Origin of the sequence: Vibrio sp. L85 (assembly GCF_963871815.1) — a bacterium.
In the GTDB taxonomy this organism is placed as follows: Bacteria; Pseudomonadota; Gammaproteobacteria; order Enterobacterales; family Vibrionaceae; genus Vibrio; species Vibrio harveyi.
Genome location: NZ_CAWMYL010000238.1, coordinates 1 through 25936, shown reverse-complemented (window position 1 = coordinate 25936; position 25936 = coordinate 1). Strand labels below are relative to the sequence as shown.

Below are 25936 nucleotides of genomic sequence, written 5' to 3'. Positions count from 1 at the left end.
CCAATCAGGGATTCTCCGGTGAAGTTCATAAAGCGTTTATTATTTTTAACATTGATTTGCATAATTCTTGGAGTCACCACAATTTTTGGCTTCTATCAGTACGTGAAGCCTGAATTGCCAGATGTTGCAACCCTAAAAGATGTTGAATTACAAACACCTATGCAGGTTTTTAGTCAAGATGGGAAACTGATCGCACAGTTTGGCGAGAAGCGCCGAATTCCTGTTACCTACGACGAAATTCCGCAAGATTTGATTCACGCGCTGATTGCGACCGAAGATAGCCGCTTTTATGAGCACCCTGGTATCGATCCAATCGGTATTACTCGTGCTGCTGTTGTGGTGGCGTTATCTGGTTCTGCAAAACAAGGTGCGAGTACCATCACTCAACAGCTAGCGCGTAACTTCTTCTTATCAAATGAGAAGAAAATCATGCGTAAAGTAAAAGAGATCTTCATTGCGATTCACATTGAGCAGTTGTTGACAAAGCAAGAGATCATGGAGCTATACGTTAACAAGATTTTCCTTGGCTACCGCTCTTACGGTTTTGGTGCAGCCGCTCAGGTTTATTTCGGTAAGAGTTTGAATGAACTGACTCTCAGCGAGATTGCTACGTTAGCAGGTATGCCAAAAGCGCCATCAACCATGAACCCACTTTACTCACTAGAGCGAGCGACAAAGCGTCGTAATGTGGTGTTGATGCGTATGCTGGATGAGAAATACATCACTCAAGCGCAATACGATGAAGCACGCTCAGAGCCAATTGTGGCACGCTACCATAGCGCTGAAATCGAACTGTCTGCCCCATACGTCGCAGAACTAGCACGTTCTTGGGCAGTAAAAGAATACGGTGCAGACAAAGCGTATACGTCTGGTTTGAACATTTACATGACGGTAGATTCCAAGCTTCAAGACGCAGCAAACAAAGCATCCATCAACAATATCCTTGCTTACGATGAACGTCACGGCTATCGCGGAGCAGAGAAAGTACTGTGGAAACAAGGCGAACCTGCTTGGGATACAGAGCAGATTGAGAAGCATCTGAAGAAGCAGCCAACATATGGTCAACTTTATCCAGCGGTTGTGACCAAAGTAGACGGTAAAACGGCACAAGTTTGGGTGAAAAACAACGACGAACAAACTCTCGCTTGGACAGGCATGAGCTGGGCTCGTAAGTTCCTGACTGATGAACGCCAAGGCGCAGCACCAAAATCAGCGCAAGAGATCCTAGAAGTCGGCCAGCAAGTTTGGGTTCGCGAAGTCAGCACAACTGACAAAGATGGCGACACCATCAACAATTGGAAGTTGAGCCAAGTGCCAAATGCAAACACCGCGTTTGTCGCAATGAACCCAGAAAATGGTGCGGTACTTTCTCTCGTTGGTGGTTTTAACTTCGTCCATAGCAAATTTAACCGTGCGACCATGTCGGTCCGTCAGGTAGGTTCAAGTATTAAGCCTTTCATCTACTCTGCTGCGATCAATAAAGGTCTAACGCTGGCATCATTAGTTAACGATGCTCCAATCAACAAATGGGATGCAGGTTCTGGCTCGGCATGGCGTCCGAAGAACTCACCACCGACATACATTGGTCCTACTCGCCTACGTATCGGTTTAGCACAATCGAAAAACGTAATGGCGGTGCGCACTTTGCGTGAAGTAGGCTTAGATGCGACTCGCGAATACCTGACTCGCTTTGGTTTTGATATCAACGAAGTGCCGCGTTCAGAGACTATTGCGCTTGGTGCGGGTAGCTTAACACCGATGAAAGTAGCACAAGGTTACTCGGTCTTTGCCAACGGTGGTTACTATGTTGAACCATTCTACATTGACCACGTTGAAGACTCTTTCGGTGAAGTGCTATTTAAAGCCAATCCAAAAGTTATCTGTCAGCATGATTGCCCTCAAATGGAGCAAGAAGCGCCGGTTGAAGATAAGTTTGCCGCAGAGTTTGGCGAGCAAGATATCGCAATGGATGAGCCAACATCAGACAACGCATTAGAAGACAATACACCACAATATGCGAAGCAAGTTATCTCAGCACAAAACGCATTCTTAATGCGTGAGATGATGTACAGCAACATTTGGGGCGGCGGTAGCTGGCGTGATGGTACCGGTTGGAACGGCACAGGTTGGCGCGCTCAGAAACTCGAACGCCGCGATATTGGCGGTAAAACCGGTACAACCAACGATTCAAAAGATACATGGTATAACGGTTACGGTCCGGGCATTGTCGCTATTGCATGGGTTGGCTTTGACGATCACTCTCGCACTCTAGGTCGAACGACTGTGAACAGCAACCTTGGTAAAGGACAGATTTCTGGTGCGGAATCGGGGGCGAAGACAGCTGAGCCAGCTTGGATTGATTTCATGCGCGTCGCACTTGAAGGTACGCCTCAAAAAGCGAAAAACATCCCAGAAGATATCGTCCGTGTTCGTATTGATCGTGATAGCGGCCTTCTGACTCATAAAGTCGATGGTTCATCCATGTTCGAATATTTTGAGAAAGGAACTGAGCCAACTGAGTACGTCGGTAACAGTTTAGAAGACAGTATCTATTCAGGTGGTGGTAGCAGCTCAGAAGAGTTGTTCTAACAACCACTCATCAGATAAAACAAAAAAGGGAGCCATTGGGCTCCCTTTTCTTATATTAACTTGCGCTTAAGCGGCAATAGAGTCTTCCTGAGCCTCTAGTACCCCTTTAATCGTTGCAGCCAAGGTTTCGAAACGAGCACGCAGTGGAGAGCCCGGACGATAAACTAAAACAATGCTGCGCGAAGGCGTTGGATTAATTGCAGGGACATAACAGACACCATCCTTCTTCTTCTCATGCGGTACAGATAACTGTGGTAATAACGTGATACCTGCGCCCGCCGCAACCATATTACGTAATGTTTCTAGACTAGTGGCTTTAAAGCGCTCGTCATCTTTTGCTCCTGCAGCAAAGCAAAAACCAAGTGCTTGGTCGCGTAGGCAGTGACCATCTCCTAGCGCCAAAACGGTTCGACCATTAAGATCCAACATGTCTATATGGTCTAAACCAGCCCATTCGTGATCGCAAGGTACAGCAACACTCAACGGCTCGTTATAGACCTCAATCTCTTTAAACGGAGCTGTTTCATCAACTGACGCTAGTACAAGGCAATCAAGCTTACCTTCTTCCAACTGACGTACCAGTTGGTGGGTTTGAGCCTCATGTAAAAACAGTTCTAACTCAGGAAACTCTTCTTTCAGTCGAGGGACTATTTTTGGCAATAGGTAAGGACCAACGGTTGGAATAAAGCCAATGTGCATTGGACCGGTCATCGCACCGCTTTGACCGCTCGCCATATCTTTGAAAGTTTTCACTTCACTTAAGATGCGTTTTGCTTGCTCCACCAATTGCAAACCAGAATCAGTAAACAGCACTCGACGGCTGCTCCTTTCTAGTAAGGCTGTACCAAGTTCGTCTTCCAGTTTTCGAATCTGGCCACTTAAAGTTGGTTGGCTAACAAAACAGGCTTCTGCTGCTTTTCGAAAATGCTTGTGCTCCGCAAGCGCCACCAAGTACTCAAAATCTCGGATATTCATACGTACGATTCGCTTCTTGTTTGGCGATAGAAATAATCTATCAAAACCATAGCATTAAACGATTAGAGCTATCAAAGTTTTTTTTCAATAATGAGCTCAACAAAACGAAACTGAGCGACAAATAACGCTAAGCTCGAAAACGAATTATTTCATAAATTTAAAAAGGAAATCATCATGTTTGCATCAAAAGAAGGTCAAGCTGTACCACAAGTTACTTTTCCTGTTCGTAAAGGTGACGCATGGGTGAACGTAACCACGGATGAACTGTTTAAAGACAGAACGGTTATCGTATTCAGCTTGCCAGGTGCGTTTACTCCAACCTGTTCGTCAAGCCACCTACCTCGTTACAACGAGTTATTCTCAGTATTTAAAGAGCATGGTGTGGATGAGATTCTATGTGTATCAGTAAACGACACGTTTGTAATGAATGCATGGAAAGCTGACCAAGAAGCTGAAAACATCACTTTCATCCCAGATGGTAACGGTGAGTTCACAGATGGCATGGGTATGCTAGTAGACAAAAACGACATCGGCTTCGGCAAGCGTTCATGGCGTTACAGCATGCTAGTGAAAAACGGTGTGGTTGAGAAAATGTTTATTGAACCAAACGAACCAGGCGACCCGTTCAAAGTTTCTGATGCAGACACAATGATGAACTACGTAGCACCTGAGTACAAAACTCAAGAATCGATCACTGTGTTCACTAAACCAGGTTGCCCTTTCTGCATGAAAGCGAAACAAAATCTGATTGACCACGGTCTTCAATATGAAGAAGTGATTTTGGGTAAAGACGCAACAACAGTCAGTCTACGTGCAATTTCGGGTCGTACGACGGTTCCTCAAGTGTTCATCGGTGGTAAACACATCGGTGGTAGCGAAGAATTAGAAGCTTACCTAGGTTAATAATTTGCCTAATGGGCTTGGGTTGGCAATTTAGCTGTCCAGAACTCAGCCCTCAGTCTCCCGGAGCATCCCTCGCCCGGGAGACTACCCCCTCAATCACTTCCTATGCTTAGTCTTGATCACTGCTCTTCTTCGGACTATCAAGATTAATGAACTCAAATTCACTCTTCTAAACTTAGTCATCTCAACTCAGTTTGGACAAAACGAGAATCCATTATGAAACAGTTAAATGTTGACGTAGCAATCATTGGTGGTGGTACAGCAGGTCTTGGTGCATACCGCGCAGCAAAAGCACACACAGACAGTGTTGTGATGATCGAAGGTGGTCCTTACGGCACAACATGTGCTCGTGTAGGTTGTATGCCCTCAAAACTTTTGATCGCTGCAGCAGAAAGCGTACATCAAATCGAGAAAGCACCAGGTTTCGGCGTGCACCCACAAGGCGAGATTTACATTAACGGTAGTGAAGTAATGGATCGAGTAAAGCGTGAACGTGACCGCTTTGTTGGCTTTGTGTTGGAAGGCGTCGATGAGATCCCTGCTGAAGATAAAGTTTCAGGCTATGCCAAGTTTATTGATGACAATACGCTAGTCGTTAATGACCACACTCAGATCACCGCAAAACGCATTGTGATCGCAACAGGCTCACGTCCAGCATACCCAGCGGTATGGAATGAGCTCGGCGATCGCCTAGTCATTAACGATGATGTATTCGATTGGGATGACTTGCCAGAATCCGTTGCAGTATTTGGTCCAGGTGTCATTGGTCTTGAATTGGGTCAAGCGCTGCATCGTTTAGGAGTGAATGTGAAGCTATTTGGTCTTGGTGGTCAAGTAGGACCATTGACGGACCCTGAAGTGATGGCGTACGCCGATAAAGCATTCAAAGAAGAGTTTTACCTTGATGCCGATGTAAAAATCGAAAGCATGAAACGTATTGCTTCGCCAAAAAATAACGGTGAAGATAAGGTCGAAATTCAGTTCATCAACCACGATGGTGAACTAGAAACCTTTATTGCCGATTACGTATTGGCAGCTACAGGTCGTCGCCCGAATGTGGATAAGCTCGCGATTGAAAACACCAGTGTGGCATTAGATGAGCGCGGCGTACCAACGGCGGATCACTATACATTGCAAACTTCGGTAGAGAGCATCTTCATCGCAGGTGATGCAAGTAACCAAATTCCACTGCTTCATGAAGCGGCAGACCAAGGTCGTATTGCTGGTGATAACGCTGGCCGCTTTCCAGATATTCGTGCAGGTTTGCGCCGCTCGCCTATTTCTGCTGTATTCTCTGATCCACAAATTGCCATGGTTGGTGAAACCTTTAAGCAATTGGAAGCACGTTTAGGCACCTGCGGCTGTTTCGCAACCGGAGAGGTCTCGTTTGAAAGCCAAGGTCGCTCACGAGTGATGCTACGCAATAAAGGTATATTGCATGTGTACGGAGAACAAGGCACCGGACGCTTCTTGGGCGCAGAAATGATGGGACCAAACGCCGAGCACTTAGCCCACCTGCTCGCTTGGGCACATCAAAATAAAATGACAGTTTCAGCAATGTTGGATATGCCGTTTTACCACCCAGTAATTGAAGAAGGCGTTCGCACCGCACTGCGAGATTTGAATGCAAAACTTCACTTAGGTCCAGAGACAATCAAGCACTGCCTAGACTGTGGTCCTGGTTGCTAATCCTGCCCTCATTATCCTTAACATCGATAAACAAAAAGCCTCGTCATAGACGAGGCTTTCTTCTTTCAGCTTTATCAATTCAAGAATCAATAGATCTGTGGTTATGCAGTCATCATTGCATAGCGACTCACCAACACAATGGCTGTTAATCCAATCGTGAAAAAGCTACCCGCTAAACCAAGTGCTACTTTAAGTTCTGTCGACATTATTATTTTTCCTATTGTCAGGCTGACAGCGCACCATACATCAATTACGTGCTACACAATTTTGACCAAGCTAATTTTTCATTTTTGGTTTGATAAGCGAGACTAAGAAACCAAGCAAAAACACTATCAAGCAGGAGTTGAGGTTATAATCAGAAGCAAATAGATAGTTTGGGTAGAACAATGACTTGTCGAAGTTGCCAAGAGCATTGGTTTTGGAAAAAAATCGGGCGTTGCCAGCGATGCATGGATCAACTTACCGTGCTCTCTGTCTTATGTTGGATCGTATGGTGGTTTGCATTTAAAGATGCTCCACAAAGCATCGAGTCGATCGCACTGATCTTTGCGGGCTTTGCGTTTAATGGTCTGCTGTTTTTACACCTCTGGATGCGCTTCGTTATTCTGCCGTGGCAGCGCCGCCATAGAAAACAAAATAAAGATGATCATCATCCAGATGACAGATAGAAAAAAGCCCCAAAACCAATACCGGTCTTGGGGCTCTCTTAGATTCTTCTAAGAAAAAGCAGTGGTACTTTAATAGACCGGGCTTCCTCTCAAAGGTTCCAAATTTTTTTCTGATTTTTTTAGTATTTTCTTAAATACTAATAGAATCATTAACCTAGGCTACGTTACTTTTCTGGATCAATTGTTCGAACAAGTTGATCTCCAGTGCAACTTCATCACATGCATGCTGACGTGGGCACTGATCGCAATCTTTCAGTACTTTCTCTGGCAGCAATGACTTCGACGTTGGCAAGAAGCTTTGCTTCATAAAGAACTCTGGCGTACGTGTCAGCACAAAGACTTTCTTAATAGCCATCTGGCGCGCCTTCTCAACCAGATAGTTCACAATCGCACTGCCCTGCCCTTGACCTTGCCAACCCGCTTCAATACCTAAAGAGCGAATCTCTGCTAAGCCTGAGTCATAGACATACAAAGACGCACAACCAGTGACTTCTCCGTGGTGCTCGGCAACCGCGAAAGAACCAATGTCACGTACCAACTCATTACGTGAGCGTGGTAGATTCTCACCCATATTTGCCCAGTACGCCACCATGCCTTCCAGTGTCTCAATATCCGTCAGACGTGCTGGACGTACTTTGACTGCTGAAGTGTCACGTTGAGATAGACGCTTGTCTGCTTGGTCGACAGCATAAGCCACTTGCTGCGGCGACACGCCACCAAGCGCACAACGTTTCTCAAGGCATGAATCGATGGTCAAGATGTCATACACATCCGCCTCAATCACTTCAGAGAAAGATTTCAATTCTTCAATCGACAACTCTTCTAACGCACAGCCTTTGGCAATTGCACCAACCACAGCAACACCGACGATATGGTGCGCTTCACGGAATGGGATGCCTTTCGCCACTAGGTAATCCGCCAGCTCAGTTGAGTTTGCGTAACCTTGCTTCGCCGCTTCTAACGTACGCTCGCCATTAACCTTAATGCCATCGAAACACAATGCTGCCATTTCCATACAGTCATTCCATGTATCAAGCGCATCGAACAGACCTTCTTTGTCTTCTTGCATGTCTTTGTTGTAAGCCAGTGGCAGCGCTTTCACCGTCATCATCATGCCAGCAAGCGCGCCGTATACACGACCTGTCTTACCACGAATAAGCTCTAATGCATCTGGGTTTTTCTTTTGCGGCATCAACGAAGAACCTGAAGTCACGGTATCGGCTAGTTCAATAAAGTTGGACTCACCCGAGTTGTAGAAGATCATGTCTTCTGCCAAGCGAGATAGGTGCAACATTGAAATAGATGCCACAGACATCAGTTCCATCACATGGTCACGGTCAGAAACCGAGTCTAGCGAGTTACGTGTCGCACGGTGGAAACCAAGGTTGTGAGCCAGCTCTTCACGGTCGATAGGGTAAGCGGTCCCCGCAAGCGCACCCGAGCCGAGTGGACACGTATCCAAACGCTTTAGCGCATCGTTCAGACGTGAGTAATCACGCTCAAACATTTCAACATAAGCCAAGCACCAGTGAGCAAACGTCACAGGCTGAGCACGTTGTAAGTGCGTGTAACCAGGAAGAACAGTACCTTGATGCTGCTTAGCAACACCAACCATTTGAGTTTGTAGGCGATCAAGTGCAATCAACAGTTGTTGACCTTGCTGACGACACCAAAGCTTGAGATCGGTTGCAACTTGGTCGTTACGAGAACGTCCCGTGTGTAGCTTTTTACCTAGGTCACCAACTTTATTGATCAGTTGCTGCTCGACCCAAGAGTGGATATCTTCAGCGTCTGAACGTAAGATTTGATGTGGGTCTTCCATCACTTCAAGCTTGAGTTCATTTAGTGCTAGCTCAAGCTTTTGTTGTTCATCTGCAGATAACACGTCAACAGACAGCAATGCTTTAGACCACGCAATTGAGCCTACGATATCTTGCTCGGCCAATCGGTAATCGAAACGCAACGAATCGTTGAAGTCTTTAAATCTGGTATCTGCCGCTTGGGTAAATCTTCCGCCCCATAATGCCATTGCGTCTCTCCTGATGACTATTGCTTACGCTAACGTGTTATTCATTAAGTGTTGACCAAATCGGAGGTCATTTGCTCACTTTTTCTTATGCCTCAACGTTACGATAATCGTAGACAAAAATAAAGTATAAATTCAATATTTTTACATATTTATTCATGATTATTTTATCTTTATGCCAATAAGGTCAGCAAAAACCAAAAAGACCTGCCAATAGTGGCAGGTCTCTTATCTTATAAGGCGTTAAATTGGCTTATTTTTTCTGGCTGTTCAGCGCACGGATACGGCTTGATAGTGAGTAAAGACGGATAAAGCCTTCAGCATGGCTTTGGTCATAAACTTCATCTTCACCAAAAGTAGCAAACTCTTCAGAGTACAAACTGTTATCCGAACGTTTTTGCGTTACCGTTGCGTGACCTTTGTAAAGCTTCACAACCACTTCGCCATTCACGTCTTGCGCGAGCTCTTCAGAAGCCGCAAGAATAGACTTGCATAGCGGCGTGAACCAACGACCATCATAAACAAGGTGTGATGCTTTCAGACCAAGCTCCTCGCGGAATTCAAATGACGCTTTATCCAGCACCAGTTGCTCTACCGCACGCAGTGCTTCCATCATGATGGTGCCCCCCGGAGTTTCGTAACAACCACGAGACTTCATTCCCACTAGACGGTTTTCGACAATATCGATACGACCAACACCGTGCTTCGCACCTTTTTCGTTTAGGTAAACCAACGCGTTATATGGTGTCATCGCTTCACCGTCTACCTCAACAACTTCACCTTTCGCTACTTTCAGCGTCACGGTTTCTGCTTCATTCGGTGCTTGCTCTGGGTCTACAGTCCAAGCCCAGCAATCTTCATTTGGCGCGTTCCATGTATCTTCTAGAACGCCACCTTCAGTAGAAATGTGCCATGCGTTCGCATCACGCGAGTAAATCTTAGTAAGAGATGCTGAACAAGGAATGTTACGCTCTGCTAGGTAATCTAAGCACTCTTCACGGCTCACTAGATCCCATTCACGCCAAGGCGCAATAACATGCAGATCTGGTGCTAGTGCTGCAAATGCACCTTCAAAACGTACTTGGTCATTACCTTTACCTGTACAACCATGGCACAGAGCGTCTGCACCCACTTTACGTGCAACTTCAACCTGCGCTTTGGCAATGATTGGACGCGCCATTGATGTACCTAGTAAGTATTTACCTTCGTAGTAAGCACCGGTTTTTAGCGTAGGGTAAATGTAATCCGCTACCATTTCTTCTTTCAGATCAGCGATGTAACATTCAGAAGCACCAGAAGCTTTTGCTTTCGCTTCAATACCTTCTAGCTCCTCTGCACCTTGACCAACATCGGCAACGAAAGCTACTACTTCACAGTCGTAGTTCTCTTTTAGCCACGGGATGATTACTGAAGTATCTAGACCGCCTGAGTATGCGACTACCACTTTATTTACGTTCACTTTGCTCATGTTTTTTCTCCAAACTTAACTGGCGCTGCTCTCGGCGGTCAGTGCCAACCACTTCCTAATGTTCAATTCTTTAACTGGTTTGCTTCTGCTCTATTGCGGCAGAAATTGCGTTCCGATACTTTCACCCGCGAATAGCTGGGTCAGTTTCTCTGGGTAACGCCATGTCGCAACTTCGATAGGACGACCAAGATCATTGGCAGCCTCCAAAGCGGCTTTAACTTTGACGATCATACCGTCGGTGATCACTTGCCCTTTGATCAATGCATCGGCTTCTTGCTCGGATAGCGTTTTGATCAGGTGACCTTTGCCATCGAGTACACCGCTAACATCAGACAGAAGTACTAACTCCGCATCTAACGCACCGGCCACTGCAACAGCGGCTTGGTCAGCATTCACATTCATCATCTGACCTTTTTCAGTCAGACCAATTGAGCTGATGATCGGCAATGCGTCTGCGTTTAGCACCGCTTGTAATAGGGTTGAATCACCCGGTGATGCTTTACCTACTGCGCCTAGCTCTGGGTCCAGCTCTTCAACATGACATAGCCCACCATCAGCGAGACTAAGACCTACAGCGTTTAGACCATCCGCAATCGCTTGACCTTGAAGCAATTTGTTTGCTGTACCCGCAAGCGCACCTGCAATCACAGGAATTTGCTCATAAGGCGTTACGCGAAGACCGTTTTTCTTTACGGTTTCAAGCTGAAGCTTTGCCATCAATTCATCAACTAGGTAGCCACCGCCATGAACGATGGCGATTTGTCGCTGTGCCGACTTTTGGTAAGCCGCAATGGCACCAAACAGTTGGCTTAAGGTTTGAGTGCAAGATAGGGCTGCACCACCGAGCTTAATGACTAAAGGAGCTTGATTGGTTTGCGTCATCGCATTTCCCTCTTTCAACGACTACAGCAACGCTGTCAGTTCTGGGTAACCGTAATGAATATTGAGACATTGCATCGCTTGACTCGATGCACCTTTAAGTAGGTTGTCGATCGCCGAAATCACAATGATGTGTTCGCCTTGTACCTTCCAGCCGATATCACAAAAAGGCGTATTTTCGACATCCTGAATACGTGGAATACCGTCACCTTTAAGGCGAACCGCTGGCTTGCCTTGGTAAGCTTGTTCAAACGCTTGTACCACTAGTGCTTCCGTCACACCTTGTGCCAATTTCATCGTGATAGTGGCAAGAATGCCGCGTTTGAAGTTGCCTAGGTGTGGAGTAAAAATCACATCGCAACCTAAATGCTGAGCAATCTCTGGTTGGTGACGATGGTTAAAGACACCGTAAGGTTGCAAGCTCACTTCGCAGAAGCTGTTAACCATGGAAGCTTTACGCCCTGCACCTGATACACCACTGGTTGCGTTAATCACAGGCCATTGATTGGTATCCAGTAATGCGTGTTCTAATAAAGGTTTGATTGCAAGCTGTGAAGCGGTTGGGTAGCAACCTGCCACTGCAATCAAAGGAGTGGTTTTTATTGATTCTTGGTTCCACTCTGCTAAGCCGTATACTGCTTTATCTAGCCAGTTGTTATATTGATGTTCGAAGCCATAAAAGGTGTCGTAGAAGCCTTCGCTTTTCACACGAAATGCACCAGATAAATCGAATACCTGACATCCCGCCTCTAAGAAGATAGGAGCTAAGTCATGGCTCACTTCATGTGCCGTTGCCAGAAAGACCACATCAGACACTAGAGCAACTTGCTCAGGGTCAGTCAGTGGTGAAACTGGCATATCAATCACACCCGCTAGCTTGCCGTGCAATTGAGCAATATTCTTTCCTGCATCTACGCTATTGGCGGAAACGTATAAACCTGATAGCGTGAGTTCAGGGTGTTTGTTGACCATTAAAGCCAACTCTGCGCCGGTGTAGCCGCTGGCTCCGATAATCGTGGTTTTTAGCATTACATGACATCCATATACTTAAGGCTCAAAATGACTATTAATATTTAATTTTTGCTTTATTTTGATTTTTTATTCATTAAATATGATTTAATATGTGTTTTACATTTTTGTGCTCTGTCTGTCAATAGGAGAATTGAAGAATCCATGCAATTACCAAGTTTTCTAGAGGTCTATGAAGGACTGATCAGTACCTCTTCGATCAGCTCAACCGATCCAAGTTGGGATCAAGGCAATGCCAAAGTGATCGAGAAGCTAGCTTCTTGGTTTAAAGATCTTGGCTTCAGTGTTGAAGTGATCGAAGTGGAACCAGGCAAACACAATATGATTGCACGTATGGGTGAAGGTGAAGGCGGTCTACTTCTCGCAGGTCACAGCGACACAGTGCCATTTGATGAAGGACGTTGGAGTTTTGACCCACATAAGCTGACCGAAAAAGACAACCGCTTTTACGGTTTGGGTACTGCTGATATGAAAGGCTTCTTTGCCTTTATTTATGAAGCGGTAAAGAAAATCGACTGGAGTAAGCAAACCAAGCCGCTTTATGTATTGGCGACCTGTGATGAAGAAACCACTATGCTAGGTGCCCGTCATTTCACTGAGAATGCGCCTTTTAAGCCGGATTACTGCATCATTGGCGAACCCACCAGCCTCGTACCAATTCGAGGTCATAAAGGGCATGTGGCAAATGCCATTCGCGTAACAGGCAAGTCCGGTCATTCGTCTGATCCTGCGCTCGGCGTCAACGCAATTGAAATAATGCATGAAGTCATGTTTGCCATGATGCAACTGCGCGACAAATTGGTTAAAGAGTATCACCATCCGGGTTTTGCTATTCCAAGCCCTACCCTAAACCTTGGTCATATCCATGGTGGTGACAGCGCAAACCGTATTTGCGGTTGCTGTGAACTGCATTATGACGTTCGTCCTCTTCCTGGTATTAGCCTTGATGGTTTAGAGAACATGCTGCGCGGAGCATTGAAAGAAGTCGAGGCGAAATGGCCAGGGCGATTAGAAATTATTCCCTTGCACGAGCCAATTCCGGGTTACGAATGTCAACACGATCACCCATTTATTGGTGGTGTTGAAGAGATCTGTCAAACCAGCTCAGAAACCGTCAACTACTGTACTGAAGCGCCATTTCTGCAGCAACTGTGTCCAACCTTAGTTCTAGGTCCCGGTTCAATTGATCAAGCTCATCAACCAGATGAGTTCCTCTCTTTCGACTTTATCGACCCAACCATCGACGTGTTATCACGTGCGATGGTGAAATATTGTTGTTAGTCGCATTCTGTACTTTCCTCACAATGCAGCTCAATTGAGCTGCATTTTGTTATCTTCGCCACTATTCTTCTAGCACGCTATATCCTTCTTTAAGCGGCAATTTTGTAATTAATTTTCACTTCAAGTGGCATAAGCTGACCTAATTTTGCTCTAAATCAGGTCAGCAGCGGAATAATTGCAAACTTACTCTGCTTTATTTGACTAGAACTGGTTATTTTCGCTAGATTGGAGTCTTAACAAGGACAATGGATGTAGTTTTTTTACGAGGCAGGATGACAATGAACGAGAAATACGCCGCACTTAAAAGCAATGTGCGCATGTTGGGCCACCTTCTGGGTAACACGATTCGTGATGCTCATGGCGAAGAAATCTTCGAGAAAGTGGAAACCATTCGTAAATTATCCAAATCGGCTCAAGCTGGAAATAACGCTGACAGAGAAAGCTTAATAGAAGAAATTAAAAGCTTACCAGATGAGCAATTGACGCCAGTGACCCGCGCGTTCAACCAATTTCTAAACCTGACCAATATTGCTGAGCAATACCACACCATTTCACGCCATTGTGAAGAGCATATCTGCGAACCTGACGCAATTAATTCGCTGTTCTCAAAACTAGTGCAAAATGATGTGAGTAAGCTAGACACGGCACAAGCGGTTCGCGATCTGAACATTGAGTTAGTTCTGACTGCACACCCAACCGAAATCACTCGTCGCACTATGATCAACAAGCTTGTAAAGATCAACGAGTGTCTATCTAAGCTAGAGCTGAGCGACCTCTCTTTCAAAGAGCGTAAGAAAACTGAACGCCGTCTTGAGCAGCTGATCGTTCAAAGCTGGCACTCTGACGTTATTCGTCAACAGCGCCCGACACCGCTTGATGAAGCTAAATGGGGCTTTGCTGTAGTAGAAAACTCACTATGGGAAGCCGTACCTGACTTCTTACGTGAAATGAACGACCGTCTAAAATCATACCTTGGCGAAGGTCTACCGATTGATGCTCGCCCTGTGCACTTCTCATCTTGGATGGGTGGTGACCGCGACGGTAACCCATTTGTAACTCACAGCGTAACTCGTGAAGTACTGCTTCTGTCTCGTTGGAAAGCTGCAGACCTATACCTCAACGACATCAACGAACTGATCAGCGAACTGTCAATGACAGTGTGTAACGACAAAGTTCGAGAGCTTGCGGGTGAAGATCAACACGAACCATACCGTGCGATCCTTAAACAGCTACGTTCGCTACTGAACGAAACAAAAGACATTCTCGACGCAAAAGTTCACGGTCAGAAACTGGCAGTCAAAGCGCCGCTACAAAAAGTAGAGCAGCTTTGGGAACCACTTTACGCGTGTTACCAATCACTAAACGAATGTGGCATGGGCGTGATTGCTAACGGCTCACTGCTGGATACACTACGCCGTGTTAAAGCATTCGGTATCCACCTAGTTCGTCTCGATATCCGTCAAGAAAGTACGCGTCATGCCGACGTTCTATCTGAACTGACTCGTTACTTAGGTATTGGTGACTACGAACAGTGGAGCGAGCAAGATAAGGTAGCTTTCCTAACTAACGAGCTCGCATCTAAGCGCCCTCTTCTGCCTCGTGACTGGGAACCATCGGAACCAGTTAAAGAGGTTTTGGATACCTGTAAGATTGTTGCAGCACAACCTCGCGAAGCATTCGGTGCTTACGTTATCTCAATGGCGCGTACCGCTTCTGACGTACTTGCCGTACACCTACTACTTCAAGAAGCAGGTTGCCCTTACCGCATGGACGTGTGTCCTCTGTTCGAAACCCTAGACGATTTGAACAACGCGGAAGCGGTAATCAAACAGCTGATGGGCATCGATCTATACCGTGGCTTTATCCAAAACCACCAAATGGTGATGATCGGCTACTCTGACTCTGCAAAAGACGCAGGCGTAATGTCAGCAGGTTGGGCGCAATACCATGCGATGGATTCACTGGTTAAGGTTGCAGAAGAAGAAGGCGTAGAACTCACACTATTCCACGGTCGTGGCGGTACGATTGGTCGTGGTGGTGCACCTGCTCATGCAGCACTACTGTCTCAACCACCTAAGAGTTTGAAAGGTGGTCTGCGTGTAACAGAGCAAGGCGAAATGATCCGCTTTAAGTTGGGTCTACCTGATGTTGCCGTTAACAGCTTCAACCTGTACGCGAGCGCAATCCTTGAAGCAAACCTACTGCCGCCACCAGAGCCTAAGCAAGAGTGGCGTGACCTAATGGACGTCTTGTCAGAAGTAAGCTGCGAAGCATACCGTAGTGTCGTTCGTGGCGAGCCAGATTTCGTGCCTTACTTCCGCCAAGCAACACCGGAGCTTGAGCTAGGTAAACTGCCACTTGGTTCACGACCAGCGAAACGTAATCCAAACGGTGGCGTAGAAAGCTTGCGTGCGATTCCATGGATCTTCTCTTGGAGCCAAAACCGCTTGGTTCTGCCAGCATGGTTAGGCGCAGGTGAGGCTATTCAGTACTCTGTAGACAAAGGTCATCAGGCGCTACTGGAAGAGATGTGTCGTGAATGGCCGTTCTTCTCTACTCGTCTAGGCATGCTTGAGATGGTGTACACCAAGTGCAACATGGAAATCTCTCGCTACTATGATCAACGCCTAGTGGAGAATCAACTTCTACCATTAGGTGATCGACTACGTGAGCAACTCCAGCGTGATATCAAGTCGGTACTAAACGTAGAGAACAACGAGAACCTAATGCAAAGCGACCCTTGGGGTCTAGAATCTATTCGCCTACGTAACATCTACGTTGAGCCATTGAACATGCTTCAAGCCGAGTTGCTATACCGAACTCGTCAAACTGAAGAAGCTTCTGCCAATTTAGAAGAAGCATTGATGGTGACGATTGCAGGTATTGCGGCAGGCATGCGTAATACAGGTTAATCTGATTACATAAAGTTGACTAAAAGGCTGAGCGAAATCTCAGCCTTTATTATTATTTACTAATCACTTCCACTATTCGAACAACACCGACCTAGATTATTAATCCAAATAGAAAACAAAAAGTCTCTATAAAACAAAACATTTCACTACCAAAAAACACTATTGAGTATTTTATTAGTTTTTTTGGGTAATTTTGTCCTACTATTCCACTTCATGCTTATTATTTATATACTACTTGCCTGCTGGAAGCTCACAAGTCCAATCAAATAGGCTCCAGCTCGGTGGAAACACCATCACTCTAGGTGATAAACGGCTTTAAGGTGACAGGACCAACATTGTTGGTGCTATCTACACATAAAAAACTCAAGCGTCATTAAGAACGCAAATGAAAGTGTAGCTAGCTTGTTTACAAGTTTATTGACCATTTGGATTGAAGACATGTCATTACCACACGTAATTCTAACTGTACTTAGCACTCGCGACGCTACCGGTTACGACATCACTAAAGAATTCTCAGCTAGCATCGGTTACTTCTGGAAAGCAAGCCATCAACAAGTTTATCGTGAACTTAACAAGATGGCTGAGAAAGAGCTGGTTACTTGCGTACTAGAACCTCAAGAAGGCAAACCAGATCGTAAGGTTTACTCAATAACTGACGCAGGTCGTAGCGCATTGGGCGAGTGGTTCGATCAACCAACTGCACACCCAACTGTACGCGACGAATTCTCTGCTAAGCTAATGGCTTGTGCCGTGCAGCCAGCAGCACCGTACCGTGACCAGCTTTCTGAACTTGTAGAAGAGTCTCGTAAGCTCGTTTCTCACTACAAAGAAATCGAAGCAGCGTACTACGCAACGCCATCAACACTAGACAAGCAAGCACGTCTTGAGCGCCTAACACTTCGTCGTAACCTAATGCTACGTGAAGCTTGGATTAACTGGGCAGAAGAAGTACTAACAGAACTTGAAGTGATCGGCTAATTCGTCACTTTAAATGAAACGAAAAAGGCTTGCCGATGGGCAAGCCTTTTGTTTATCTGGGGAAGGGGCATTAAGCCCCTACTGCAACTTGTGGACGAACACCTAGAGTGTGGCAAAGTGCATAAGTCATCTCTGCACGGTTCAATGTGTAGAAGTGAAAATCTTTTACACCTTCACGGCTTAATACACGAACCATATCAATTGCTTGGCTTGCACCAACCAGCTGACGCGTCACGGGATCATCATCCAAACCTTCAAACTGCTTGCTCATCCAACCTGGTACTTTCACATTATTCTGCGCCGCAAAGCGAGATGCTTGTTTGAAGTTCGATACTGGCAAGATACCCGGCACAATTTCGACATCAATACCAGCCGCTACACAACGGTCACGGAAGCGCAGGTAAGACTCCACATCAAAGAAGAACTGAGTAATCGCGCGGTTTGCACCTGCGTCAACTTTACGCTTTAGATTCAGCAGATCCGATTGAGCACTTTTCGCTTCAGGGTGAACTTCTGGGAATGCCGCTACTGAGATATCGAAATCGTGGCGCGCTTTAAGCAGTTCTACCAAATCCGATGCGTACATATCTGGCGCACCACCACCCGGTGGAATATCACCACGTAGCGCTACGATGTTTTTGATACCGTTATTCCAGTAATCGTCAGCAATGTCGATCAATTCATCACGAGTTGCGTCGATACACGTTAGGTGAGGTGCAGCCACAAGACCTGTTGCCGCTTTGATTTCTTTAATGATCGAATGGGTTCTGTCACGCTCGCCTGAGTTTGCGCCGTATGTGACAGAAACGAATTTTGGTTGAAGAGTTTTAAGACGATGCACTGAGTTCCACAGTGTTTCTTCCATCTTCTCACTGCTTGGTGGAAAAAACTCAAATGAGACGTTGATGTTGTCTGATAGTTCAGCGATATTCTGGTTTAAGGCATCGATGTGCCCTGCATGCGTGTATCCCATCTTACTCTCCCTGTGGCAACTCCACCACGAAATCAAAATTCCTCAAATCGACGTTTAGACGTCTATATGTCTACAGAATGTATTGAATGCGATTTAATGTCAACCTTGTGATTATGAATTTTTCTCAAGTTCATAATGAGGATAGTTCAAGTTCCTTTATGACCAATCCCTAGCCGAACTTCCCAATTCAGTATGGCATTATCTAAATAATAAAAAACCCCGGAGATAGTCCGAGGTTTTGTTGTCGTTCGCAAAAATTGTTTCGGTGAAATTTAAAACAAACCAGCTAGGCGATTAAGGTCAGATTGAATCGCACCAGCCGTGACTTCACGACCAGCACCTGGACCTCGAATAACCAATGGATTGTCTTTGTACCACTTACTCTCAATAGCAAAGATATTGTCACACGGTAGTAAGTTTGCCAGTGCATGTTCACGTGATAATGCTTCAACACCCACCGTTGCTTTGCCATTACGCTCTAAACGCGCGACATAACGCAACACTTGGTCATTTTTCTGAGCCTTGGTTAGACGCTCTTGTAGAATCTCACTTAGAATATCACCTTGGTCAAAGAATGCGTCTAGGCTCAGTTCTCGCAACTCTTCTGGTACAAGTGATTCCACTTTCACACTCTCTGGTTCAATACTCAAACCAGATTCACGAGCCAAGATAACCAACTTACGCATCACGTCAGAGCCATCTAAATCAGAGCGAGGGTCAGGCTCTGTCAAACCTTGTTGCCATGCCAAATCGACCAGTTCAGCAAACGGCACTGAGCCATCAAACTGCTGGAATAACCAAGATAGCGTACCGGAGAAAATACCCGATAGTGCGACGACATCATCACCGCTTTCACGCAAGTCTCGAACAGTATGGTTGATCGGTAACCCTGCACCAACCGTAGCGTTGTAAAGCCAATGACGACCAATTTTAGCAAAGGCGTCTTGTACTTGGTGGTAATATTGACTGTCCGCCGAGCCTGCCACTTTGTTCGCTGAAATCAAGTGAATACCTTGCTGCGCAATTTCCACATAACGTGTCGCCAACTCTTTACTCGCCGTGACATCAAGGACGACTGCTTCATCGAAGTTTTGTATCGCGCCGAGCTTCGCCAACCAGTTGCCATCATTCTCAATGCTTTCATCATCAAAGCGCTGAGCAACTGTTGCTGCATCAATCCCGTTTTCATCAAACCAATACGTTTGACTATCGACAACCGCCACTAAATCAAAGCTCATACCATGGCGTTTTTCGAGCTCTTCTTTTTGCTCTGCAAACAGCGATAACCAACTTGAACCAATGTTACCTTTACCACACAAGGCAACCGCTACACGCTTTTGCGCTTGAAACAACTGACTATGAATGCGTTGTACCAACTCTTCGACTTCTGCGCGGCGTAGTACTGCTACCAAACTCAAACCTGATTCCGTCTCTGAAATAAACTCAACAGGCGCATGCTTAAGTTGTTGATAGAAGCCAAAACAGTGATTTGCATTTTTCGTCACTCCGGCACCAACAGCCGCTAAAAGTGAGTAACCCTCTTTAAGCTTGATTTCTGCTTCAACGGCTAACTCTTGTAGATAAGTTAATGCACCGCCAGCAATCTCTGCGGTATACGCCAAACGCAAAGTTTGCTGATCTTGTTGTGCTTCAAATGCTAATGGTTCCAATTGAGCACGCTTTAAAGCTTGCAGAACTTCTTTCTGCGCTCGCTCAAAATCATGACCATGGATAAAAGACAGTTGAACCAACAACACTTCATCAAGAGACGTAATGATTTTAGCACCGCGACCTGAAGCCAATACGCGCTCAATACGCGTTGAGCCTGATTCAGGTTGATAGCTGCATTTGAGGCTCAAATCCATCGTGCTTTGAGCAACTGGCTGTAGCGTGCGACTGTGCAGCACTGGCGCAGCCAAACGCGCAAGTTCACTCGCCTCATCTAAACGCAGCAACGGCAACAAGCAAGCATCCGACACTAAACGTGGGTCTGCACTGTAAACGCCAGCAACATCACTCCAGATGGTCACTGTGTTTACCTCAGCCAATGCACCAATCACCGTTGCTGAATAGTCTGAGCCGTTACGCCCCAACAGTACTGTTTCACCCACTTCATTTTGCGCCATAAAGCCTGTAATGATGACACGCTTGTGGCTATGTTGAGTTAACGCCTCTTTGATGAGTGCATAAGAGCGAGCTCGGTCGACTTCTGGCTGCGTTCCAGCTTCTGCGCGTAAAAAGGCGCGAGAATCTTGCGCTACCGCTGGAAGATCCTGTTGTGATAACAGTGCAGCCAGTAAGCGTGACGACCATACTTCACCATGCCCAAGCACTGCTGCTTTTTGCGCTTCTGTAAGTGGCGCAGTTAACTCAGCTAAGGTACTGAATTCATCTTGAAGAGAAGCAAGCACTTGCGTTTGCGCTTCTCCTTCTAATAAAGCTTCAACTAACTCCGTCTGGAACAGTCGCAAGTTTTGTAGCGCTTCGTGTGCGATGCGACCGTCTTTATCTAGCCCTTCTAAAAACTCGATCAAGCGGTTAGTGGTTTTCCCTGCAGCCGATACCACCACCAAATCATTTTCTGCTGAATACTCTTTAAGAATACCCACCACACGTTGGTAACATTCTGGGTTCGCTAAGCTGCTACCACCAAATTTATGCAGCTGACGTTGTACAGTCATGACCTTACCTCTCCCAATTACTGTGTAGCTTTCGCAAATGCTTGCTCAAGATCAGCAATCAGATCTTGGGCATCTTCTAAGCCAACAGATAAGCGCAGTAACTGTTGAGAAACACCAGCTTCAGCCAGAGCTTCTTCACCCATCGCACGATGCGTCATTGACGCAGGGTGACAAATCAAGCTTTCTACACCACCTAGCGACTCAGCAAGAGAGAAGAGTTCAAGTTCTTTAACAAACACTTTTAGCTGCTCAAATGAGCCAGCAAACTCAAAGCTCAGCATAGAACCAAAACCCGATTGTTGCTTCTTCGCGATGTCATGGCCTGGATGCTCTGGCAAACTTGGATGATAAATCTTCGCTACCAAAGATTGCGTTTGCAAATACGCCAACACTTGCTGAGAGCTTTCTTCATGAACTCGCATTCGCGCACCCAGCGTACGAATTCCTCGAAGAGTCATGTAACTGTCGAATGGCGTACCCGTTGCACCAATGCAGTTACCCCACCATGCTAACTCTTCAGCATGCTCTTCGCTCTTAGTGATCACCACACCACCAATCACGTCAGAGTGACCATTAATGTATTTCGTTGTTGAGTGGATAACAAAATCCGCACCAAGCTCCAAAGGCTTTTGGTACACAGGTGTCAAAAAGGTATTGTCCACTGCAACTAAAGCGCCAACTTGTTTTGCCTTCTCACACACAGCCGCAATATCAACAACACGTACGAGTGGGTTTGACGGAGTTTCTAACAAGATAAGCTTTGGCTTTTTCGCAATCGCCGCATCCAACGCTTGCTGATCCGACTGGTCAACAAACTGCACTTTAAAGTCGCCTTTGTTGGCTCGAGTATTGAACAGACGATACGTACCGCCGTAGCAATCATGCGGTGCAACAATTAAGTCATCAGGCCCAAGAAACGCCGATACCCACAGGTTTAGTGCCGATGTGCCGCAGTTAGTGACAACCGCTCCTTTACCTGACTCAAGTTCGTACAATGCTTTTTCTAACAAGCCTCGGTTTGGGTTACCAGAACGTGTGTAATCGTATTGTGGAACTTCACCAAACGCGGGGAAGCCGTAGTTAGTAGAAAGGTAGATTGGTGGTACAACAGCGTGATATTGACTGTCTGACTCGATACCAGTGCGTACAGCAATGGTCGCAGGCTTACGGGTGCTCATGGGTGTATCCTTTCACGGGTGGTGACATCTAAATGGGAATGCGCTATATCTAGCTTGTATTGCTCAATTGATTAACACTCTTCCCTAACTATTAACCTCACTTTACTTGTCTAAAAATAAGACGTCAACACTTCTAGACGTCTATATGTCTTTGCTTATGGCGGTAAATGCAGCTAAAATCAGCACCTATATTTATTTTTCTAATTTATTACATTAATGAAGGTGCGCAATGGCTGACTGGAATGGCGAATACATTAGCCCGTATGCTGAGCACGGTAAAAAAAGCGAACAAGTAAAAAAGATTACCGTCTCTATCCCGCTAAAAGTTTTAAAAGTGCTGACTGATGAGCGAACTCGCCGCCAGATCAACAACTTACGCCATGCGACTAACAGTGAGCTACTATGTGAAGCATTCCTACATGCTTACACAGGGCAACCACTGCCAACTGATGAAGACCTTCGTAAAGACCGCCCAGATGATATTCCTACAGAAGCGAAAGCGCTGATGACGGCAATGGGCATCGAATTCGAAGCGTTTGACGAAGAATAATTGCTTACAAATTCGTCAACACGATGAGGCTGCACCGGGGACAGTTTCAGACCAAACTAAAAAGGGACGCCATCGCGTCCCTTTTCTTTGCTGTCAGAAATGACTTTGGCTTACTCCGCCATGTAGTTTTCTGGCATCTCAATACGCGCTACACCTGAATTAACCGCAGCTTGAGCAACCGCTTTTGCTACGCGTGGTAGTAGACGTGGATCCATTGGTTTTGGAATGATGTAATCAGAGCCAAACTCTAGCTTGTCTACGCCAGCTGCCTTCAATACAGCTTCTGGTACTGGCTCTTTTGCCAATTCACGAATCGCATCGACTGCCGCAAGCTTCATTTCATCATTAATTTCACTCGCACGAACATCCAATGCACCACGGAAGATGAATGGGAAACACAGAACGTTGTTTACTTGGTTCGGGTAGTCGCTACGACCAGTGCCCATGATCAAGTCATCACGCACTTCATGAGCCAATTCTGGTTTGATTTCTGGATCTGGGTTTGAACATGCGAACACAACAGGCTTATCTGCCATCAGCTTCAATGCTTCTGCAGGTAGTAAATTTGGACCTGATACACCCAAGAACAGATCCGCACCTTCAATCACGTCTTCCAGCGTACGCTTATCTGTGTTGTTTGCGAATAACTGTTTGTATTCGTTTAGGTCGTCACGACGTGTATGGATCACCCCTTTACGATCCAGCATGTAGATCTTCTCACGCATTGCGCCACATTTGATCAACAGCTCCATACATGCCACTGCCGCAGCACCAGCACCAAGACAAACGATGGTTGATTCTTCTAGCTTCTTACCTTGCAGCTCAATTGCGTTCAGCATACCCGCAGCCGTTACGATTGCAGTGCCGTGTTGGTCATCGTGGAATACAGGTACATCACAGCGTTCGATAAGGTGCTTTTCAATCTCAAAACAATCAGGCGCTTTGATATCTTCTAGGTTAATACCACCGAAAGTATCTGCAATGTTTGCTACTGTGTCGACAAATTCGTCGATCGTGCGGTGTTTCACTTCGATATCAATTGAATCTAGACCAGCAAAGCGTTTGAACAACAGCGCTTTACCTTCCATTACTGGTTTAGAAGCTAGCGGACCAAGGTTACCAAGACCAAGAATAGCCGTGCCGTTAGAAATAACCGCAACCATGTTGCCTTTCGCCGTGTACTTGTACACGTTGTCGGCATTTTGTGCGATTTCGCGTACAGGCTCTGCAACACCAGGGCTGTATGCCAGAGCAAGATCGTTAGCAGTTTCAGCTGGCTTAGTCAGCTCTACTGCGATTTTGCCTGGGATTGGGTACGCATGGTAGTCCAGTGCTTGTTGGCGGCGTTCTTCTTCTGGGGTGACTTCTTGGCGATTGTCTTCAGACATGGATCGTTTCTCTTTTGTTATTTTTTCGGTAAGGGGGAATAAATTCTAAAGGATAGAAGTCAATCTTCATAGGCAAGATTGCGAGCGATATCCTTAAAAAAGGTAATAATGTAAGAGATTAGACCAGATATCTATGATTGACACCTGATAGACAGATCAGGTGCACTTTTAATCACTTTCTTTCAGCGAGAAAACAGCGAAATATAATCTCACTCTTCATCAACGTATTGCGCTTGTAGGTAGTTTTCGATACCAGACATTTCGATCAAGCCCAGTTGCGTTTCAAGCCAATCGACGTGCTCTTCTTCGTCTTCAAGAATATCTTGGAAGAGGTCGCGTGATACATAATCACGGATATCCTCCGCATAAGCGATCGCATCTTTTAGATCTGGGATTGCTGCCATTTCGAGCTTCAAATCGCACTCAAGCATTTCTTTGGTATCTTCCCCGATCATCAATTTACCGAGATCTTGCAAATTAGGTAAGCCTTCTAGAAACAGGATACGTTCGATTAGATGATCAGCGTGCTTCATTTCATCGATCGACTCGTGGTACTCCTTGTCGGCGAGGTGTTTTAAGCCCCAGTCCTTGTACATACGAGCATGCAGAAAATATTGATTGATAGCGACGAGCTCGTTGCCGAGCACTTTATTGAGATGTTGGATTATGATTGGATCGCCTTTCATGACAAAGCCCTCCTCTTTGGCTTCATTTAAATGTAGAAGCAAATGAGAAGGTGTCAAAAAGGCTTAGCTAATAATTAGCTAGCTTGTTTCAGTGTTAGGTATTCTGTTTCCGCTAAAATCTCTTTGGCTTGTTTAATGCACTTACCACATTGGCTGCCCAAAGCAGTACATCGTTTAATTCCTTTTATGTCTGTTACACCTTCATCTATCGCCAACTTCCTAATTTTCTTGTCAGAGACACCATGGCAAAGACAAACGTACATATTCAAAACCTTTAAATTTCACTTTGGAATGAAATATAAACAAGAATCGTTCTTGTTACCAGTTGTATTAAGGTGAATTACAGAACGTTTTGTTATAACGGTCTGGACCGCTTTGGCATTTTTCAGTGACTTAGCGGATAGCTAAAAAGAAGAGAAAATCGAGCAGAGCTAAGATCATGTTTTTAAAAAACAAAAAGCATGACTAAGAGTGATGGGCTTATAACCATATTGAAAAGAGGAATTGTAGATATAAAAAAGGGAAGCCTCAGCTTCCCTTTTTCTAGCGCTTTCTTCAAAAAGAAGAAGAGTGCAAGATTACGATTAATTCAGTAAGAATTAGTCGAAGATCTTAGCAACAACACCAGCACCTACAGTACGGCCACCTTCACGGATAGCGAAACGTAGACCTTCGTCCATAGCGATTGGAGCGATTAGCTCAACTTGCATTTGGATGTTGTCGCCTGGCATTACCATTTCTACGCCTTCTGGTAGAGAGATGTCACCAGTTACGTCAGTTGTACGGAAGTAGAACTGTGGACGGTAGCCTTTGAAGAATGGAGTGTGACGACCACCTTCATCTTTAGAAAGTACGTATACTTCTGACTCGAACTTAGTGTGTGGAGTGATTGAACCAGGCTTAGCTAGTACTTGACCACGTTCAACTTCATCACGCTTAGTACCACGTAGAAGTGCACCAACGTTCTCACCAGCACGACCTTCGTCAAGAAGCTTACGGAACATTTCAACACCAGTACATGTAGTAGTAGTAGTGTCTTTGATACCAACGATAGCAACTTCGTCACCTACGTTTAGGATACCA

20 protein-coding genes are annotated in these 25936 nt (G+C 45.7%); 8 read left to right on the top strand and 12 right to left on the bottom strand.

Going from position 1 to position 25936, the window contains the following annotated elements; translation table 11 throughout:
• Positions 1 to 18: 18 nt before the first annotated feature.
• On the top strand, positions 19 to 2589 hold the full coding sequence (locus AACR11_RS22655) for a penicillin-binding protein 1A (protein WP_029789969.1): 2571 nt from the start codon (positions 19 to 21) through the stop codon (positions 2587 to 2589).
• Between the two features lie 66 nt (positions 2590 to 2655).
• Here AACR11_RS22655 and oxyR read toward each other — a convergent pair whose 3' ends face one another.
• Positions 2656 to 3564 carry a DNA-binding transcriptional regulator OxyR gene (gene oxyR / locus AACR11_RS22650; protein WP_005451495.1) on the bottom strand — a complete coding sequence of 303 codons (909 nt, stop codon included), beginning with the start codon at positions 3562 to 3564 and terminating at the stop codon, positions 2656 to 2658.
• A gap of 174 nt (positions 3565 to 3738) precedes the next feature.
• Between oxyR and AACR11_RS22645 the strand changes: the two genes are divergently transcribed.
• The 3 genes from AACR11_RS22645 (at position 3739) to AACR11_RS22635 (ending at position 6824) form a co-directional block, all read left to right on the top strand.
• Positions 3739 to 4467 carry a redoxin family protein gene (locus tag AACR11_RS22645; RefSeq protein WP_005451494.1) on the top strand — a complete coding sequence of 243 codons (729 nt, stop codon included), beginning with the start codon at positions 3739 to 3741 and terminating at the stop codon, positions 4465 to 4467.
• A 216-nt stretch (positions 4468 to 4683) separates the two neighbouring features.
• A complete protein-coding gene (locus tag AACR11_RS22640; RefSeq protein ID WP_029789971.1) occupies positions 4684 to 6156 on the top strand; it encodes a dihydrolipoyl dehydrogenase in 1473 nt (490 codons plus the stop codon).
• 386 nt (positions 6157 to 6542) lie between these two features.
• Complete coding sequence (locus tag AACR11_RS22635; protein ID WP_029789972.1) at positions 6543 to 6824, top strand: DUF3624 domain-containing protein; 282 nt, start codon at positions 6543 to 6545, stop codon at positions 6822 to 6824.
• Between the two features lie 154 nt (positions 6825 to 6978).
• On the opposite strand, the gene argH is transcribed toward AACR11_RS22635, so the two are convergent.
• The 4 genes from argH to argC all read right to left on the bottom strand — a co-directional run bounded on the left by argH (position 6979) and on the right by argC (position 12226).
• Entirely contained in the window at positions 6979 to 8853 is a 1875-nt protein-coding gene (gene argH, locus AACR11_RS22630) for an argininosuccinate lyase (protein WP_005432701.1), read from the bottom strand.
• A gap of 250 nt (positions 8854 to 9103) precedes the next feature.
• Positions 9104 to 10318 carry an argininosuccinate synthase gene (locus AACR11_RS22625; RefSeq protein WP_005451488.1) on the bottom strand — a complete coding sequence of 405 codons (1215 nt, stop codon included), beginning with the start codon at positions 10316 to 10318 and terminating at the stop codon, positions 9104 to 9106.
• 90 nt (positions 10319 to 10408) lie between these two features.
• On the bottom strand, positions 10409 to 11200 hold the full coding sequence (gene argB, locus AACR11_RS22620) for an acetylglutamate kinase (protein WP_005451485.1): 792 nt from the start codon (positions 11198 to 11200) through the stop codon (positions 10409 to 10411).
• Positions 11201 to 11221: 21 nt separating this feature from the next.
• Positions 11222 to 12226 carry an N-acetyl-gamma-glutamyl-phosphate reductase gene (argC, locus tag AACR11_RS22615; protein ID WP_079325139.1) on the bottom strand — a complete coding sequence of 335 codons (1005 nt, stop codon included), beginning with the start codon at positions 12224 to 12226 and terminating at the stop codon, positions 11222 to 11224.
• Between the two features lie 144 nt (positions 12227 to 12370).
• Here argC and argE point away from each other — a divergent pair, with 144 nt between their 5' ends.
• The 3 genes from argE (at position 12371) to AACR11_RS22600 (ending at position 17397) form a co-directional block, all read left to right on the top strand.
• Positions 12371 to 13507 (top strand): acetylornithine deacetylase, encoded by a 1137-nt coding sequence (gene argE, locus AACR11_RS22610; RefSeq protein WP_017190923.1) that lies wholly within the window; start codon positions 12371 to 12373, stop codon positions 13505 to 13507.
• Between the two features lie 278 nt (positions 13508 to 13785).
• Complete coding sequence (ppc, locus tag AACR11_RS22605; RefSeq protein ID WP_005451479.1) at positions 13786 to 16419, top strand: phosphoenolpyruvate carboxylase; 2634 nt, start codon at positions 13786 to 13788, stop codon at positions 16417 to 16419.
• Between the two features lie 438 nt (positions 16420 to 16857).
• Complete coding sequence (locus AACR11_RS22600; RefSeq protein ID WP_005451477.1) at positions 16858 to 17397, top strand: PadR family transcriptional regulator; 540 nt, start codon at positions 16858 to 16860, stop codon at positions 17395 to 17397.
• 70 nt (positions 17398 to 17467) lie between these two features.
• Here the strand turns inward: AACR11_RS22600 and metF are convergent, their stop codons facing one another.
• The 3 genes from metF to AACR11_RS22585 all read right to left on the bottom strand — a co-directional run bounded on the left by metF (position 17468) and on the right by AACR11_RS22585 (position 22229).
• Positions 17468 to 18370, bottom strand: coding sequence for a methylenetetrahydrofolate reductase (metF, locus tag AACR11_RS22595; RefSeq protein ID WP_005432740.1), 903 nt, complete (start codon positions 18368 to 18370; stop codon positions 17468 to 17470).
• Positions 18371 to 18642: 272 nt separating this feature from the next.
• A complete protein-coding gene (locus tag AACR11_RS22590; RefSeq protein ID WP_029789973.1) occupies positions 18643 to 21051 on the bottom strand; it encodes a bifunctional aspartate kinase/homoserine dehydrogenase II in 2409 nt (802 codons plus the stop codon).
• Between the two features lie 17 nt (positions 21052 to 21068).
• Positions 21069 to 22229 carry an O-succinylhomoserine (thiol)-lyase gene (locus AACR11_RS22585; protein ID WP_029789974.1) on the bottom strand — a complete coding sequence of 387 codons (1161 nt, stop codon included), beginning with the start codon at positions 22227 to 22229 and terminating at the stop codon, positions 21069 to 21071.
• A gap of 229 nt (positions 22230 to 22458) precedes the next feature.
• Between AACR11_RS22585 and metJ the strand changes: the two genes are divergently transcribed.
• On the top strand, positions 22459 to 22779 hold the full coding sequence (gene metJ / locus AACR11_RS22580) for a met regulon transcriptional regulator MetJ (RefSeq protein WP_005432736.1): 321 nt from the start codon (positions 22459 to 22461) through the stop codon (positions 22777 to 22779).
• 110 nt (positions 22780 to 22889) lie between these two features.
• Here metJ and AACR11_RS22575 read toward each other — a convergent pair whose 3' ends face one another.
• The 4 genes from AACR11_RS22575 to AACR11_RS22560 all read right to left on the bottom strand — a co-directional run.
• Positions 22890 to 24167, bottom strand: a complete 1278-nt coding sequence (locus AACR11_RS22575) for a malic enzyme-like NAD(P)-binding protein (RefSeq protein ID WP_029789975.1) — start codon at positions 24165 to 24167, stop codon at positions 22890 to 22892.
• Between the two features lie 209 nt (positions 24168 to 24376).
• Positions 24377 to 24853 carry a bacterioferritin gene (gene bfr, locus AACR11_RS22570; protein WP_005381359.1) on the bottom strand — a complete coding sequence of 159 codons (477 nt, stop codon included), beginning with the start codon at positions 24851 to 24853 and terminating at the stop codon, positions 24377 to 24379.
• Positions 24854 to 24927: 74 nt separating this feature from the next.
• A complete protein-coding gene (locus AACR11_RS22565) occupies positions 24928 to 25116 on the bottom strand; it encodes a (2Fe-2S)-binding protein (protein WP_005451472.1) in 189 nt (62 codons plus the stop codon).
• A gap of 336 nt (positions 25117 to 25452) precedes the next feature.
• Positions 25453 to 25936, bottom strand: a 484-nt coding sequence (locus AACR11_RS22560; RefSeq protein WP_266099127.1) for an EF-Tu C-terminal domain-related protein, incomplete at its 5' end; no start/stop codon positions are given.

Excerpts from the sequence above, each read along its gene's own strand:
- oxyR (WP_005451495.1), bottom strand. The coding sequence starts at position 3,564 with ATGAATATCCGAGATTTTGAGTACTTGGTGGCGCTTGCGGAGCACAAG.
- AACR11_RS22645 (WP_005451494.1), top strand. The coding sequence starts at position 3,739 with ATGTTTGCATCAAAAGAAGGTCAAGCTGTACCACAAGTTACTTTTCCT.
- AACR11_RS22640 (WP_029789971.1), top strand. The coding sequence starts at position 4,684 with ATGAAACAGTTAAATGTTGACGTAGCAATCATTGGTGGTGGTACAGCA.
- AACR11_RS22635 (WP_029789972.1), top strand. The coding sequence starts at position 6,543 with ATGACTTGTCGAAGTTGCCAAGAGCATTGGTTTTGGAAAAAAATCGGG.
- argH (WP_005432701.1), bottom strand. The coding sequence starts at position 8,853 with ATGGCATTATGGGGCGGAAGATTTACCCAAGCGGCAGATACCAGATTT.
- AACR11_RS22625 (WP_005451488.1), bottom strand. The coding sequence starts at position 10,318 with ATGAGCAAAGTGAACGTAAATAAAGTGGTAGTCGCATACTCAGGCGGT.
- argB (WP_005451485.1), bottom strand. The coding sequence starts at position 11,200 with ATGACGCAAACCAATCAAGCTCCTTTAGTCATTAAGCTCGGTGGTGCA.
- argC (WP_079325139.1), bottom strand. The coding sequence starts at position 12,226 with ATGCTAAAAACCACGATTATCGGAGCCAGCGGCTACACCGGCGCAGAG.
- argE (WP_017190923.1), top strand. The coding sequence starts at position 12,371 with ATGCAATTACCAAGTTTTCTAGAGGTCTATGAAGGACTGATCAGTACC.
- ppc (WP_005451479.1), top strand. The coding sequence starts at position 13,786 with ATGAACGAGAAATACGCCGCACTTAAAAGCAATGTGCGCATGTTGGGC.
- AACR11_RS22600 (WP_005451477.1), top strand. The coding sequence starts at position 16,858 with ATGTCATTACCACACGTAATTCTAACTGTACTTAGCACTCGCGACGCT.
- metF (WP_005432740.1), bottom strand. The coding sequence starts at position 18,370 with ATGGGATACACGCATGCAGGGCACATCGATGCCTTAAACCAGAATATC.
- AACR11_RS22590 (WP_029789973.1), bottom strand. The coding sequence starts at position 21,051 with ATGACTGTACAACGTCAGCTGCATAAATTTGGTGGTAGCAGCTTAGCG.
- AACR11_RS22585 (WP_029789974.1), bottom strand. The coding sequence starts at position 22,229 with ATGAGCACCCGTAAGCCTGCGACCATTGCTGTACGCACTGGTATCGAG.
- metJ (WP_005432736.1), top strand. The coding sequence starts at position 22,459 with ATGGCTGACTGGAATGGCGAATACATTAGCCCGTATGCTGAGCACGGT.
- AACR11_RS22575 (WP_029789975.1), bottom strand. The coding sequence starts at position 24,167 with ATGTCTGAAGACAATCGCCAAGAAGTCACCCCAGAAGAAGAACGCCGC.
- bfr (WP_005381359.1), bottom strand. The coding sequence starts at position 24,853 with ATGAAAGGCGATCCAATCATAATCCAACATCTCAATAAAGTGCTCGGC.
- AACR11_RS22565 (WP_005451472.1), bottom strand. The coding sequence starts at position 25,116 with ATGTACGTTTGTCTTTGCCATGGTGTCTCTGACAAGAAAATTAGGAAG.